This is a genomic window from Streptomyces novaecaesareae, from assembly GCF_000716875.1.
GTDB classification, from domain to species: Bacteria; Actinomycetota; Actinomycetes; order Streptomycetales; family Streptomycetaceae; genus Kitasatospora; species Kitasatospora novaecaesareae.
Window position 1 is genome coordinate 1 of sequence record NZ_JNWQ01000127.1, and the last position, 13672, is coordinate 13672.

At 72.0% G+C, this 13672-nt stretch carries 14 protein-coding genes and 2 tRNA genes; 7 read left to right on the forward strand and 9 right to left on the reverse strand.

Annotation, left to right across the window (positions count from 1 at the left end; all coding sequences use genetic code 11):
• The 4 genes from OP86_RS30640 to OP86_RS30655 all read right to left on the reverse strand — a co-directional run.
• Positions 1–995: ABC transporter ATP-binding protein (locus tag OP86_RS30640; RefSeq protein WP_106973557.1), on the reverse strand; the 995-nt coding region annotated here is incomplete at its 3' end.
• Positions 996–1171: 176 nt separating this feature from the next.
• Positions 1172–1244, reverse strand: a tRNA-Gly gene (locus OP86_RS30645).
• A gap of 39 nt (positions 1245–1283) precedes the next feature.
• Positions 1284–1356 (reverse strand) — tRNA-Gly (locus OP86_RS30650).
• Positions 1357–1505: 149 nt separating this feature from the next.
• Entirely contained in the window at positions 1506–1823 is a 318-nt protein-coding gene (locus tag OP86_RS30655) for a histone-like nucleoid-structuring protein Lsr2 (protein ID WP_030056585.1), read from the reverse strand.
• Positions 1824–2290: 467 nt separating this feature from the next.
• On the opposite strand from OP86_RS30655, the gene purS reads away from it, so the two are divergent.
• The 4 genes from purS to OP86_RS30675 all read left to right on the forward strand — a co-directional run bounded on the left by purS (position 2291) and on the right by OP86_RS30675 (position 6394).
• Entirely contained in the window at positions 2291–2545 is a 255-nt protein-coding gene (gene purS, locus OP86_RS30660; protein WP_030056586.1) for a phosphoribosylformylglycinamidine synthase subunit PurS, read from the forward strand.
• On the forward strand, positions 2542–3219 hold the full coding sequence (gene purQ, locus OP86_RS30665) for a phosphoribosylformylglycinamidine synthase subunit PurQ (protein WP_030056587.1): 678 nt from the start codon (positions 2542–2544) through the stop codon (positions 3217–3219). The genes purS and purQ overlap by 4 nt, the downstream gene beginning before the upstream one ends.
• On the forward strand, positions 3219–5474 hold the full coding sequence (gene purL / locus OP86_RS30670) for a phosphoribosylformylglycinamidine synthase subunit PurL (protein ID WP_033334102.1): 2256 nt from the start codon (positions 3219–3221) through the stop codon (positions 5472–5474). Before purQ ends, purL begins: the two co-directional genes overlap by 1 nt.
• 104 nt (positions 5475–5578) lie before the next feature.
• Positions 5579–6394 (forward strand): maleylpyruvate isomerase family mycothiol-dependent enzyme, encoded by an 816-nt coding sequence (locus OP86_RS30675; protein ID WP_030056588.1) that lies wholly within the window; start codon positions 5579–5581, stop codon positions 6392–6394.
• 35 nt (positions 6395–6429) lie between these two features.
• Here OP86_RS30675 and OP86_RS30680 read toward each other — a convergent pair whose 3' ends face one another.
• Positions 6430–7224 carry a DUF3152 domain-containing protein gene (locus OP86_RS30680; protein ID WP_078588485.1) on the reverse strand — a complete coding sequence of 265 codons (795 nt, stop codon included), beginning with the start codon at positions 7222–7224 and terminating at the stop codon, positions 6430–6432.
• Positions 7225–7373: 149 nt separating this feature from the next.
• Positions 7374–8093: a TetR/AcrR family transcriptional regulator gene (locus OP86_RS30685; protein WP_030056590.1), complete on the reverse strand. Its 720-nt coding sequence runs from the start codon at positions 8091–8093 to the stop codon at positions 7374–7376.
• An 82-nt stretch (positions 8094–8175) separates the two neighbouring features.
• Between OP86_RS30685 and OP86_RS30690 the strand changes: the two genes are divergently transcribed.
• Both OP86_RS30690 and OP86_RS30695 read left to right on the forward strand, forming a co-directional pair.
• Complete coding sequence (locus OP86_RS30690; protein ID WP_030056591.1) at positions 8176–9171, forward strand: zinc-dependent alcohol dehydrogenase family protein; 996 nt, start codon at positions 8176–8178, stop codon at positions 9169–9171.
• A 69-nt stretch (positions 9172–9240) separates the two neighbouring features.
• Positions 9241–9660 carry a DUF3151 domain-containing protein gene (locus OP86_RS30695; RefSeq protein ID WP_030056592.1) on the forward strand — a complete coding sequence of 140 codons (420 nt, stop codon included), beginning with the start codon at positions 9241–9243 and terminating at the stop codon, positions 9658–9660.
• Between the two features lie 127 nt (positions 9661–9787).
• Here OP86_RS30695 and fbaA read toward each other — a convergent pair whose 3' ends face one another.
• Complete coding sequence (gene fbaA, locus OP86_RS30700; RefSeq protein ID WP_030056593.1) at positions 9788–10810, reverse strand: class II fructose-bisphosphate aldolase; 1023 nt, start codon at positions 10808–10810, stop codon at positions 9788–9790.
• A gap of 342 nt (positions 10811–11152) precedes the next feature.
• Here fbaA and OP86_RS30705 point away from each other — a divergent pair, with 342 nt between their 5' ends.
• Positions 11153–11872: a DedA family protein gene (locus OP86_RS30705; protein WP_030255838.1), complete on the forward strand. Its 720-nt coding sequence runs from the start codon at positions 11153–11155 to the stop codon at positions 11870–11872.
• Positions 11873–11989: 117 nt separating this feature from the next.
• On the opposite strand, the gene pyrE is transcribed toward OP86_RS30705, so the two are convergent.
• On the reverse strand, positions 11990–12526 hold the full coding sequence (gene pyrE, locus OP86_RS30710) for an orotate phosphoribosyltransferase (RefSeq protein ID WP_030056595.1): 537 nt from the start codon (positions 12524–12526) through the stop codon (positions 11990–11992).
• Between the two features lie 69 nt (positions 12527–12595).
• Complete coding sequence (locus tag OP86_RS30715; RefSeq protein WP_425337771.1) at positions 12596–13621, reverse strand: SRPBCC family protein; 1026 nt, start codon at positions 13619–13621, stop codon at positions 12596–12598.
• Between the last annotated feature and the right edge of the window lie 51 nt (positions 13622–13672).

The following is a 13672-nucleotide window of genomic DNA, read 5'->3' on the forward strand; positions in this document are numbered from 1 at the left end:
GTCTCGTGGGCTCGGAGATGTGTATAAGAGACAGGTGTGGTGTGCGGCGGGGCCTGGTGGGCTGCCTCGGAGGCGATGGCGAGGAAGGCCTCCTCCAGCGAGGCGCTGCGGGCGTCCAGGGCGCCGAGCGCGACGCCGTGCCGGTGGGCCCAGCCGAGCAGGTCGTAGAGGGTCTGCTGGAGGTCGGTGGTCTGCACGGTGACCTTGTGGCCGTCGGCGGTGACCTCGGCCCGGGCCGGCAGCGGGAGCGAGGCCCCGGTGAACCCGGGCAGCTCGAAGCTGATCCGGGACGGCCGTCCGGCGATCACCTCGGCGACGGTGCCGCTGGTGACGACCTGGCCGCCGTGCATGATGGCCAGCCGGTCGGCCAGCTCCTCGGCCTCCTCCAGGTAGTGCGTGGTGAGGAGCACCGTGGTGCCCTGGGCGCGCAGTTCGCGGACCAGCCGCCAGACGGCGGCGCGGGCCTCGGGGTCGAGGCCGGTGCTGGGCTCGTCCAGGAACAGCACCTCGGGGCGGCCGAGCAGGGCCATCGCGAGGTCGAGCCGGCGCCGTTCGCCGCCGGACAGCTGCTTGACCCGGACGTCGCGGCGGTGGGCGAGGCCGACCAGCTCCAGCGCCTCCGCGACCGGGCGGGCGCCGCTGGTCAGCCCGGCCCAGGCGCGGCCGGTCTCGGCGGCGGTGAGGTCGCCGGGGAAGCCGCCCTCCTGGAGCATGATGCCGATCCGCGGGCGGACGGCGGCGCGTTCCCGGTGGGGGTCGTGGCCGAGCACCCGGACGGTGCCGCCGCTGGGGGCGGCCAGGCCCTCGATGAGTTCCATGGTGGAGGTCTTGCCGGCCCCGTTGGTGCCGAGCAGGGCGAACAGCTCACCGCGGCCGACGGTCAGGTCGACGCCGCGCACGGCGTGGTAGCCGGTGGCACCGCTGCCGTAGTGGCGGTGCAGGTCGGTGACCTCGATCACGTGGTCGCTGGGGCGGGAGGGCCGGCTCGTTTCCATGCCCCAAGCCTTCCGCCGCCCCGGCGGCGCGGGCAGTGCGCGCCGTCATGACATCGCGGTGCGGATCCACGGGTCGGCGATGACAAATGTCATGGACGCAGGCTCCGGCCGAATTGGGAGGTGCCGGCGGGGTAATGCCGAAGGGCCCCCTCGGGTGAGGGGGCCCTTCGTATCTGAGCGGACGACGAGATTCGAACTCGCGACCCTCACCTTGGCAAGGTGATGCTCTACCAACTGAGCCACGTCCGCAGGTCAAACTATTGAGTTGTGCTGTGCTCGCGCACTGCGAGCGGACGACGAGATTCGAACTCGCGACCCTCACCTTGGCAAGGTGATGCTCTACCAACTGAGCCACGTCCGCATGGTGCCTGGTGGGGCACCCGCCGCCTCTTCGGATCTCTCCGTTGCGGCGACGAGGAATACTCTACAGCATCGTTCGGGGTGGTCGCCCCACCCTTTCGGTTCGGGCGGGCAGGGCGACCGGGGAGCGGGTGCTCCCGGGGGTCGAGGTCAGTTCGCCTCGGCGAACGCCTCGTACACGTGCTTGGGGATGCGGCCGCGGGCGGGCAGTTCCATGCCGCGGGACAGGGCCCAGGCGCGGACGGCGGCCGGGTCCGGGGTGAGGGCGGTACGGCGGAAGGACTTTCCGGTACGGCTCTGGCGGCGGCCGGCCGCGACGAACGGGGCGAGGGCCTCCCGCAGCTTTTCCGCGTTGTCCACGGACAGGTCGATCTCGTACGACTTCCCGTCGACGCCGAAGTGGACGGTTTCCGCGGCGGCGCCGCCGTCCAGGTCGTCGGAGAGCGTGACAACTACACGCTGAGCCATGGGTGTCAATCCTCTCGGGCAATTCGGCCACCGGTCCGCGGGGGTACGCCCGGGGCCTGATGTGCACCAACTCGCGCAAGCGCATACGGGCAGGCCCGGTGGCCCGCCTGATACGCAGCACTTGCCGCGACAGGTGGCCCTATTCTGCACCCGAAGGGGGTCGAAATCGAAGAGTCCCGCATTCTTTTCCGTATATTCACGTCTCTTCGTGGGGCCGCCGGATACCGATGCGCGGGACGGGCGGTTCTGTCCCCAAGTGCCGTATTCGGGTGTTCTTCGGGGGCGGGCGTTCCGGGCGCCGAATCCGTGGAAACCGGACGGCCGGGGCAGGGGTGGGGCGGCCGGATCCCTTGTGGCGTAAGGGTCCTGGGTCTACGCGCGTCGCTATCCCCGGCCAGCAATCCTGCCCGAAACCACCGGTAGTCTGGAGTTCCCCCGCCTCACCGAAGACACCACCGGGAGTGCCAGTGGCACGCGTCGTAGTCGACGTCATGCTCAAGCCGGAGATCCTCGACCCCCAGGGACAGGCGGTGCAGCGTGCACTGCCCCGTCTCGGATTCACCGGGATCGCCGACGTCCGCCAGGGCAAGCGTTTCGAGCTGGATGTGGAGGGCCCGGTCGACGACGCGGCGCTCGCCCGTATCCGCGAAGCCGCCGAGACCTTTCTCGCCAACACCGTGATCGAGGACTTCACCGTCCGGGTCGAGGAGGAGGCGAAGTGACCACCCGCGTCGGCGTCGTCACTTTCCCCGGCTCCCTCGACGACCGCGACGCCCAGCGGGCGGTCCGCCTGGCCGGCGCCGAGCCGGTTGCCCTCTGGCACCGTGACAAGGATCTCCACCAGGTCGACGCCGTCGTCCTGCCGGGCGGATTCAGTTACGGCGACTATCTGCGCTGCGGTGCCATCTCCCGCTTCTCGCCGGTGATGGAGACCGTCATCGAGCAGGCGAAGCTCGGAATGCCCGTCCTCGGTATCTGCAACGGCTTCCAGGTGCTCTGCGAATCCCACCTGCTGCCCGGTGCGCTCACCCGCAACGACTCGCTGCACTTCGTCTGCCGCGACCAGAAGCTGCGGATCGAGAACGCCGGCACCGCCTGGACCCGCGATTACTCGGCGGGCCAGGAAATCGTCGTCCCGCTGAAGAACGGCGAGGGCCGCTTCGTCGCGGACCAGCGCGTCCTGGACGAACTGGAGGCGGAGGGCCGGGTCGTCGCCCGTTACCTGGACGTCAACCCGAACGGTTCGTACCGCGACATCGCCGGCATCACCAACGCCGCCGGCAATGTCGTCGGCCTGATGCCGCACCCGGAGCACGCCGTGGAGGCGCTCACCGGCCCGACCACCGAGGGCCTGGGCTTCTTCACTTCCGTCCTGAAGCAGCTGGTGAACGCCTGATGAGCCTCGACACCGTCAAGAACGCCGAGCAGACCCCGGACGCGGCCCAGCCCTGGGCCGAACTCGGCCTCAAGGAGGACGAGTACGCGCGCATCCGGGAGATCCTCGGCCGCCGCCCGACCGGCGCCGAACTCGCGATGTACTCGGTCATGTGGTCGGAGCACTGTTCGTACAAGAGCAGCAAGGTCCACCTGAAGCAGTTCGGCGAGAAGAAGCCCGATTCGGACGCGATGCTCGTCGGCATCGGCGAGAACGCCGGTGTGGTCGACGTCGGCCAGGGCTACGCCGTCACCTTCAAGGTCGAGTCGCACAACCACCCGTCGTACATCGAGCCCTACCAGGGCGCGGCCACCGGCATCGGCGGCATCGTGCGCGACATCCTGGCGATGGGCGCCCGCCCGGTCGCCGTGATGGACCCGCTGCGCTTCGGCGCGGCCGACCACCCGGACACCCGGCGCGTGCTGCCCGGGATCGTCGCGGGCATCGGCGGCTACGGCAACTGCCTGGGCCTGCCGAACATCGGCGGCGAGGTCGTCTTCGACTCCTGCTACCAGGGCAACCCGCTGGTCAACGCGCTGTGCGTGGGCGTCATGAAGCACGAGGACATCCACCTCGCGCAGGCCTCCGGCGCCGGCAACAAGGTCATCCTGTACGGCGCCCGCACCGGCGGCGACGGCATCGGCGGCGTCTCGGTGCTGGCCTCCGAGACCTTCGACGACACCAAGCCGGCCAAGCGCCCGGCCGTCCAGGTCGGCGACCCGTTCCAGGAGAAGCTCCTGATCGAGTGCACCCTGGAGATCTTCCGCGAGAAGCTCGTCAAGGGCATCCAGGACCTCGGCGGCGCCGGCCTCTCCTGCGCCACCAGCGAGCTGGCCTCGGCCGGTTCCGGCGGCATGCGGATCGAGCTCGACACCGTGCACCTGCGCGACCACACGCTCTCGCCGGAGGAGATCCTCATGAGCGAGTCGCAGGAGCGCATGTGCGCCATCGTGGAGCCCGACAAGGTCGACCGCTTCCTGGAGATCTGCGAGAAGTGGGACGTCATCGCCAACGTCATCGGTGAGGTGACCGACGGCGAGCGCCTGGAGATCTTCTGGCACGGCGAGCTCGTGGTGGACGTCCCGCCGCGCACCGTCGCCCACGAGGGCCCGACCTACCAGCGCCCCTACGCCCGCCCGAGCTGGCAGGACGCGCTGCAGGCCGACGCCCCCACCGCCGAGCGGCTGGCCCGCCCGACCACCGGCGAGGACCTCAAGGCCGACCTGCTGAAGGTCGCGAGCCACCCGAACCAGGCCTCCAAGTCCTGGATCACCGACCAGTACGACCGCTACGTGCTCGGCAACACCGTGCTCGCCTCCGGCGAGGACTCGGGCATGATCCGGATCGACGACGAGACCAACCTCGGCGTCTCGGTCGCCACCGACGGCAACGGCCGCTTCGCCAAGCTGGACCCGTACACCGGCGCCCAGCTGGCCCTGGCCGAGGCGTACCGCAACGTCGCGGCCGGCGGCGCCAAGCCGCTCGCCGTCTCCGACTGCCTCAACTTCGGCTCCCCCGAGGACCCGGACGTGATGTGGCAGTTCGCCGAGGCCACCCGCGGCCTGGCCGACGCGTGCCTGGTGCTCGGCACCCCGGTCACCGGCGGCAACGTCTCGCTCTACAACCAGACCGGCGAGGTCGCCATCCACCCGACCCCGGTGGTCGCGGTGCTCGGCGTCATCGACGACGTCACCCGGCGCACCCCGGTCGCCTTCGCCGAGGAGGGGCAGCTGCTCTACCTGCTCGGCGACACGGCGGACGAGCTCGGCGGCTCGGCCTGGTCGCAGGCGGTCCACGACCACCTCGGCGGCCTGCCGCCCAAGGTGGACCTGGAGCGCGAGCGGCTGCTCGGCGACATCCTGATCGCCGCCTCGCGCGACGGCATGATCGACGCCGCGCACGACCTCTCCGACGGCGGCCTCGGCCAGGCGCTCGTGGAGAGCTGCCTCAAGGGCGGCCACGGCGCGCGGATCATCGTGCCCGAGGGCACCGACCCGTTCGTCCTGCTGTTCTCGGAGTCGGCCGGCCGCGCCGTCGTGGCGGTGCCGCGCAGCGAGGAGCTCCGGTTCAACGACATGTGCACCGCGCGCGGCCTGCCGGCCACCCGGATCGGTGTCGTGGACGGCGAATCCCTGGACGTCCAGGGCCAGTTCAGCGTCTCGCTGGCGGAGCTGAAGGACGCCCACACCGGCGTCATCGAGGCCCTGCTGGGCTGACGCACGGCGGCCCGCCCGGCCCGACCCGGAGGCGAGCGGGCGAGTAGCGGAGGGGCGGTCGGTTCTCTGGTGAACCGCCCGCCCCTCGGCGTATGTTGAGGCCCATGCCTGCCAAGTCCCGTACGTATCAGCCGCAAAAGGTGAGCGCCGCGCTGATGGCGCAGAGCGAGGCGGTGCGCGATGTCGTGCACCGGCTGACGGAGTCCGATCTGGACCGGCCGACCCGGCTCGGCTCCTGGCGGGTGCGGGAGCTGGTGACCCACCTGAGCCTGGCGCTGAGCCAGCTGCTGGCCGTGCTGGACGCGCCGGAGAAGGCCGGGCCGCCGCTGCCGCTGGCCGACTACGCGGCGCTGGCCGGGACGATGGCCGAGTTCGTCGACACCGCGACCACGGCGCACGTGGCGACCGGGTTCGCCGGCCCGCCCGAGGAGGTGGCCGCCGAGTTCGACCGCTCGCTCGACGCCGTGCAGGTCGTGCTGGACAAGCTGGCCACGGTGGAGCCGGAGCGGCGGGTCACCTTCCTGAGCGGTCATCCGATGCTCCTGACCGAGTACCTGGTGACCCGGCTGGTCGAGGCCGTGGTGCACGCCGACGACCTGGCCGACGCGCTCGGCCTGGACGCCTTCCCGCACGACCGCCAGGCCCTTGCCGCCGTCTCCCGGATGCTGGCCGACGCCCTCGCCGGGCAGGTGCCCGGCGGCGCGGTCGAGCTGCGGATCCCGCCGTACGCGGTCGTCCAGGCGGTGCCGGGCCCCAAGCACACCCGGGGCACCCCGCCCAACGTGGTGGAGACCGACCCGCTGACCTGGATCCGGCTGGCCACCGGCCGGGCCGACTGGGCGGCGGCGGTGGAGGCGGCCGAGGTCTCCGCCTCGGGGGAGCGCAGCGACCTTCGGGCGTACCTGCCGGTGCTCTGCTAGCCAGGGCGTGTCGTCGGCCGTCCGTCCCCTGCCGGTCAGGGGACGGACGGCCCGCTGAGGTAGGTGCCCTCCGCCGAGTACGGCCAGGCGTTGGGCGTGCAGCCCTTGAGGCCGTAGATCTGCTGCATCATCGCGGGCGCGGGCTTGCCCTCGCCCGGGCAGCCCTCGTGCCCGTGGCCGATCCGGTGGCCGACCTCGTGGTTGACGATCAGCGCCCGGTACTCCTCGATCGGACCGCTGAACTGGGGTGAACCGGTGTTCCAGCGCTTGGAGTTGACGAGCACCTGGTTGCCGACGTTGCAGTTGACCTCGCCGTGGGTGTCCAGGCCGGAGGCGCCGCAGATCCGGTCCACGGTGGCGGGCGAGGCGATCTTCACGGTGAAGTCGTACGAGCCGCTCGCGACCAGCTGGAAGCCGTTCTTGCGGTCGTTGGTCCAGCCGCGCGGGTCGCCGAGGATGCCGTGGATCTGCGCGGCGGCGGCCGCGGGGTCGATGCCGATGCCGTCCTCGACCTCGACCCGGTAGCGGCGCACGGTGCCGCGGCCGACCGCCTTGGCGCTGGCCGGGGCGGTGGTGAAGGTGCCCGCGCCCTGGCCGGGGCCGGGGTCCGGGCCGGCGGGGGCGACGGCCGGCGGCGGGGCCGGGGGCGGTGTGGGCGTCGGGGTGACGACGGGGGCCGGGGCCGGCGGTGCCGCCGTCGGGGTGCCGTCGGCGGGCGGAAGGACCCGCGCCTGGGTGGTCGGAGCGGGGGCCGGGCTGTCCGGGGGGCGGTTCAGTAGGACGGCCGTGGCGCCCACCACCAGGACGGACGCCACCAATGCCGTGAGCATGCCAGGCCCGATTCTCCGACGCGGCTTGCGGCGTCTGCGGCCCCCGTTGCGCTTCGGGGCGGCTCGCCCACGGGCGGGTCGGACAGCTGGCACGGTCGTCACCCTGGCATGGCGAACGGGTGAATGTCCATGCGCCTCCTGTGCGGGCCTCAGCTGCCCGGCAACCCCAGGGAGCGGACCAGGTCGAGCAGCTCGCGCCGGTACAGCCGGGCCGGGTCGTGCGCCTGCGGCCCCAGGTGGCCGTGCATCTCCAGGGCGACCAGCCCGTGCATCCGCCCCCACACCCGCAGGGCGAGGGCGACCGCGGCGGGCGGAAGGTCGGGGTACTGCTCGCGGACCTTGGCCATGAAGTCCGCGGAGAAGTCGCTCCACTGCACCGTGGGGTCGTCCTGCAGCGCCCGGGCGGACGGCCAGACCGCCGCGACCAGGCCGGTCAGCCCGAGGCAGGCGCGCTTCGCGGCCTCCGGGGCGGGTCCTTCGGCGGGCGCCCGGTAGCCGGCCACCGGGTCCCCGTAGATGAGCCGGAAGCCCTGCGGGTTGGCCAGTGACCAGGTGCGCAGCGCCTCGCCCCAGGCGGTGATCCGGCCGCCCGGGTCGTCCTCGGGGACGGTGTCCCGGGCGGTCTCCGCGGCCGTCACCAGGTCGGTGTAGACGTCGCTGATCAGCTCGGAGATCAGGTCGTCGCGGGTGTCGAAGTAGCTGTAGATGGCGCTGCCGCTCATGTCCATCTCGCGGGCGATGGCGCGCAGCGAGATGGCGTCCGCCCCCTGCTCGGCCATGTGTTCCAGGGCGATCCGCTTGATCTCGGCGGTGGTCTGGGCCCGCAGGCGGGCGCGCCGGCCCGGCTTCCGATCTTCCACGCTTGACATCGTACAGAGCTGAATTAGAGTGCGGTGCACGAAAACAGAACGGTGCACGGAAAACGTGTGCCGCCCAGGGAGGGTGACGGACATGGAGAGCAGGGCCGTGCTGTTCGACCGGACCGGCGGGCCGGAGGTACTGCGGCTGGAGAAGGTCACGCTTGCGGAACCGGGCCCGGGGGAGGTGCTGGTCCGGATCGACGCGATCGGCCTGAACCGCGGGGAGGCCCTCTTCCGCTCCGGCGGCTACTGGTACGAGGCGACCCTCCCGGGCTCCCGGCTCGGCGGGGAGGCGGCCGGCGAGGTGGTCGCCGTCGGCCCCGGCGTGGCGGAGGTCGCGCCCGGTGACGCGGTCAGCGTCCTGGCGGTCGGCACCACGATGTCCGGTTCCGGTGTGTACGGCGACCACGCGGTGGTGCCCGCGAGCACCCTGCTGCCCCGGCCCGCGGACATGGACGCCCTCACCGGCGCGGCCGTCTGGCTGTCCTACCTGACCGCGTACGGCGCGCTGGTCGAGGTCGGCAAGGTCGCGCCCGGCGACCACGTGGTCGTCACCGCGGCGTCCAGCAGCGTCGGCGTCGCCGCGATCCAGATCGTCGCGGCCCTCGGCGGCGTCCCGGTCGCCGTCACCCGCTCGGCGGACAAGGAGGCCCAGCTGCGGGCGGCTGGCGCGGCGCACGTGCTGGTCGCGGACGGCGGCCCCGACGTGGCGGCGAAGGTCCGGGAGGTGACCGGTGACGCGGGCGCGCGGATCGTCCTCGACTCCGTGGCAGGGCCTGGCCTCGCCGACCTCGCCACGCTGGTCGCCCGGGGCGGCACCCTGATCGTCTACGGCTGGCTCGACCCCCGGCCCGCGCCGCTGCCCCGGAACTGGCCGCTGAACATCTGGGGCTACGCCCTGTACGCCCTCGTCGAGGACCCGGAGGCGCTGCGCCGTGGGCAGGCCTTCGTCCACGCCGGGCTGCGCGACGGCACCCTCGCGCCGCTGATCGACCGCACCTTCGACCTGGAGGAGATCGTCGAGGCGCACCGGCACATGGAGGCCAACGGGCAGGTCGGGAAGATCGTGGTGACCGTCCGGCACTGAGCGCCTCCGGTGGGCACCGACCACGGCGCGACGGTTGACCCGTGCGTCTCGGGTGGCAGACTGCAGGGCATGGCGATTCACAGGAACCTTCTTGACGGTCCCGATCCGACGCTCCTGCCCGAGGAGGAGCGGCCCTACCGGATGCTGGCGGAGGAGTCGGCCTCACCGACCCAGGTGGCGGCCGAGTTCCCGACCTTCTGCCTGGCCTGGGCCATGCTCGCCGACGACGCCTACGCGGCCGGCCGGTACGTCGAGTCGTACGCCTACGCCCGCACCGGCTACCACCGCGGCCTGGACGCGCTGCGGCGCAACGGCTGGAAGGGCCACGGCCCGGTGCCGTGGGAGCACCGCGGCAACCGCGGCTTCCTGCGCTGCCTGGCGGCGCTCGCCCGGGCGGCCGGCGCGATCAAGGAGACCGAGGAGGAGGACCGCTGCTGGCAGTTCCTGAAGGACAGCAGCGCGGAGGCGTACGCAGAGCTCAAGCAGTAGGGCGTGTCCGAGCAGTAGGGCGTGCTCAAACAGTAGGAACGCCGAAACACGGGTGCCCCCGGTGGACCTCCACCGGGGGCACCCGTGCGTTCAGGCGGTTACCGGGCCCGTGGCCCGGTCACCGGGCTCACTTCAGGCGCTTGCCCGCGGAGCGCAGCTGCTCGGCGGCCTCGACCACGCGGGCGGCCATGCCGGCCTCGGCGAGCTTGCCCCAGGTGCGGGGGTCGTAGGTGTTCTTCTTGCCGACCTCGCCGTCGACCTTCAGCACGCCGTCGTAGTTGGCGAACATGTGGCCGGCGACCGGGCGGGTGAAGGCGTACTGGGTGTCGGTGTCCAGGTTCATCTTCACGACGCCGTTCTCCAGCGCGGTGGCGATCTCCTCGGCGGACGAGCCCGAGCCGCCGTGGAAGACGAAGTCGAACGGGTCGGTCTTGCCGTACTGCTTGCCGATCGCGTCCTGCAGCTCGCGCAGCAGCTCCGGCTTCAGCACGACGTTGCCCGGCTTGTACACGCCGTGCACGTTGCCGAACGAGGCGGCCAGCAGGTAGCGGCCCTTCTCGCCCAGGCCCAGCGCCTCGGCGGTGCGCACGGCGTCGTTGACGGTGGTGTACAGCTCGTCGTTGATCTCGTGGGTGACGCCGTCCTCCTCGCCGCCGGTCGGGGTGATCTCGACCTCAAGGATGATCTTGGCGGCGGCGGCCTGGGCCAGCAGCTCCTGGGCGATGGCCAGGTTGTCCGACAGGGTCTCGGCGGAGCCGTCCCACATGTGCGACTGGAAGAGCGGGTTCTGGCCCTTGGCCACGCGCTCGGCGGAGACCGCCAGCAGCGGGCGGACGTAGCCGTCCAGCTTGTCCTTCGGGCAGTGGTCGGTGTGCAGCGCGACGGTGACGTCGTACTTGGCGGCGACGATGTGGGCGAACTCGGCGAGCGCGACCGCGCCGGTCACCATGTCCTTGTTGTGCTGGCCGCCCAGGAACTCCGCGCCACCGGTCGAGATCTGGATGATGCCGTCGCTCTCGGCCTCGGCGAAACCACGCAGCGCGGCGTGCAGGGTCTGCGACGAGGTGACGTTGATGGCCGGGTAGGCGAACTTGCCCGCCTTGGCCCGGTCCAGCATCTCGTTGTAGACCTCGGGAGTTGCGATGGGCATGCGATCCGCTCCTGTCGGGTTGCGGCGTACGGACGGTGCTGTCCGACGCTGTGTACGCCTTCGTGACGACTCCGGGCCGGCCCGCCGACGCGCGGCGTTGCGGTGTGGCTCTCCGGCACCAAGGTTCGAGGCGACCTCCGCGGGACGGCCATGAGGGTGGTGGGCCGCTGCGGACCGGACGCCGGTGTCATCCTCCCAGACTCGTGCCCGCAGGTCAGCAGGAGCCCGCCTGTCGGAACGCCGCACGGCACGGCCCGTCGGTCGCCTCCGACGGGTTCCGGCCACGGGCCGTCGACGCGGTACGCCCGCCCGCCCGCAAGGTACGCCCGCTATCCTGCGCCCGTGGACTACAACCAGCTGGCCGTCAACCTGCTCGACGCCAAATCCCTGATCTCGTCCCTCGGCGCCATCGGGCTGATCGCGATCATCTTCGCGGAGACCGGCCTGCTGGTCGGCTTCTTCTTCCCGGGCGACTCGCTGCTGATCCTGGCGGGCGTCGCCGCCTCGAACGCGGCCTCCTCGGTGCTCGGCGACGGCGCGAAGCTGCCGATCGCCGTGCTGCTCGTGGGCTGCCCGATCGCGGCGATCGCCGGTGCCCAGCTGGGGCACCTGATCGGTGTCAAGGTCGGACCGAAGATGTTCGACAAGCCCGATTCGAAGATCTTCCGCCGCGACTACGTGGTGAAGGCGGAGGAGTACTTCAACAAGTTCGGCTCCGGCAAGGCCGTGGTGCTGGCCCGCTTCATGCCGATCATCCGGACCTTCCTGAACCCGGTGGCCGGCACCCTGGAGATGCCCGCCAAGACGTTCTTCCTGTGGAACGTCATCGGCGGCGTGCTCTGGACCGAGTCCATGCTGCTGATCGGCTACTTCTTCGGCGACGCGCTCGCCCCGGTGATCGACAAGTACCTGATCCCGGCCGTGCTGCTGATCGTGCTGCTGTCGATCGCGCCGGTCCTGATCGAGGTCCTGCGCGAGCGGAAGAAGAAGAAGGCGGGCGGCGCCGGGGACGTCGAGGAGGCCCCGGCGCAGGCCGGCGGCGGCCGGCACCGCCGGGGCTGAGCCCGACCGTGCCGAAGGGCCGGGCCCGTTCCACGTGTTTCACGTGAAACGGACCCGGCCCTTCGTCGTCTGCCGTCGTCTGCCGTTGTCCGGCGTCGTCCGGTGCCGCCCCTGGGGTCAGAGGCTCAGGTCGTCCAGGGTGTACGCGGTCACGTACTCCAGGCCCTGCTCCTGCACGGCGTCCGCGCCACCGCGCTCCACGATCACCGCGACGCCGACCACCTCGGCGCCCGCCTCGCGCAGCGCCTCGACGGCGGTCAGCACCGAGCCGCCGGTGGTGGAGGTGTCCTCGACGGCCAGCACCCGGCGGCCCTTCACCTCCGGGCCCTCGATCCGGCGCTGCAGGCCGTGCGCCTTGCCGGCCTTGCGGACCACGAAGGCGTCCAGCTTCTGCCCGCGCGCGGCGGCGGCGTGCAGCATCGAGGCGGCCACCGGGTCGGCGCCCAGGGTCAGACCGCCGACGGCGTCGTACTCCAGGTGCGAGGTCGCGTCCAGCATCACCCGGCCCACCAGCGGGGCGGCCTCGCCGTCCAGCGTGATCCGGCGCAGGTCGATGTAGTAGTCGGCCTCCTTACCGGAGGAAAGGGTGACCTTGCCGTGCACGACGGCCTTGTCCTTGATCTGTGCCAGCAGGGCGTCGCGGTCGTTGCTCATGAGCGTTCAGTCTAGGCCCTGGCGGTTCGTAGGGCGCTCCCGGACGGCGCTCCCGGACGCCGTTCCCGGCTAACGGCGGCGCAGGGCCCTGACGAGTACCACGGCCCCGCCCAGCAGGGCCACCGAGCCGCCGATCACCCACGGCACCGCGCTGCGGCCGCCGGTGCCCGGCACCACGATCCCGCCCGCCTCGCCGCCCCAGCGGGACGCCGCCCGGGCCCGCGCGCTACGGGCCGGCAGCGCCGGGGCGTACGGGCCGCGCGGCGGGGCGTGGTCCACCTCCTCGGCGGAGCGGCCGACGATGCTGCGGCGCACCGGGCCGGTGAGCACCGGCTCCTCCTCGTACGCGAAGAACGACTCGGTGGGGAGCTCCTCGGCGACGGCCGCCTGCTCGTCGGCCTTCGCCGCCTCGTCCTGGTCCTCGCCCTCGGCGGCCTCGTCCTCCTCCTCGTCATCGGCGGCGGAGCCGGTGGGGAGGCCGAAGCGTTCGGCGTCGGCGTCGGAGAAGGCGATCAGGTCGGAGAGATCGTCGTCCAGGTCGTCGCCGGGCTGGTCCTGGCGCTCCTCGATGAAGATCACCCCGGCGTCCGTCCCGGTCTCCGCCCCGGCCTCGGCGTCCTCGTCCTGCTCCGGCTCGCCCTCGGGGGCGACCAGGGCGGCGGCGAACCTGTCCAGGAGGCGGCGGCCGGTGGCGGCGAGGGTCTCCTCGTCGAACTCGGTCAGCCGGCCGGTCGCGCTGAGGTCGCCGGTGAAGCGGATGACGGCGGTGCCGTCCTCGGCGCCGTCCGCGACGCTGACCCGGACGGTGGCGGTCGCCTCACCGCTGCCCCGGGCCTCCTCGCCCTCGGCCAGCACGGTCAGCACGCCTTCCCGGCCCTCGATCAGCGACAGCACGCCCTTGTACGTGATGGTGGAGCCGCCGATCCGCAGTTTCAGCCGACCGCCGATCTCCTCGGCAGGTCCGCCCCCGACCGCGGCCGGCTCGGTGCTCAGGCCCGGCACACTCCGCGCCAGCAGCGCCGGATCCTGCAAGGCCTGCCGCACCAGCTCGGCGGACATCGGGACGACAACCTCATGCTCCTGTCTCTTATACACATCTGACGCTGCCGACGAGCGATCTAGTGTAGATCTCGGTGGTCGCCGTAT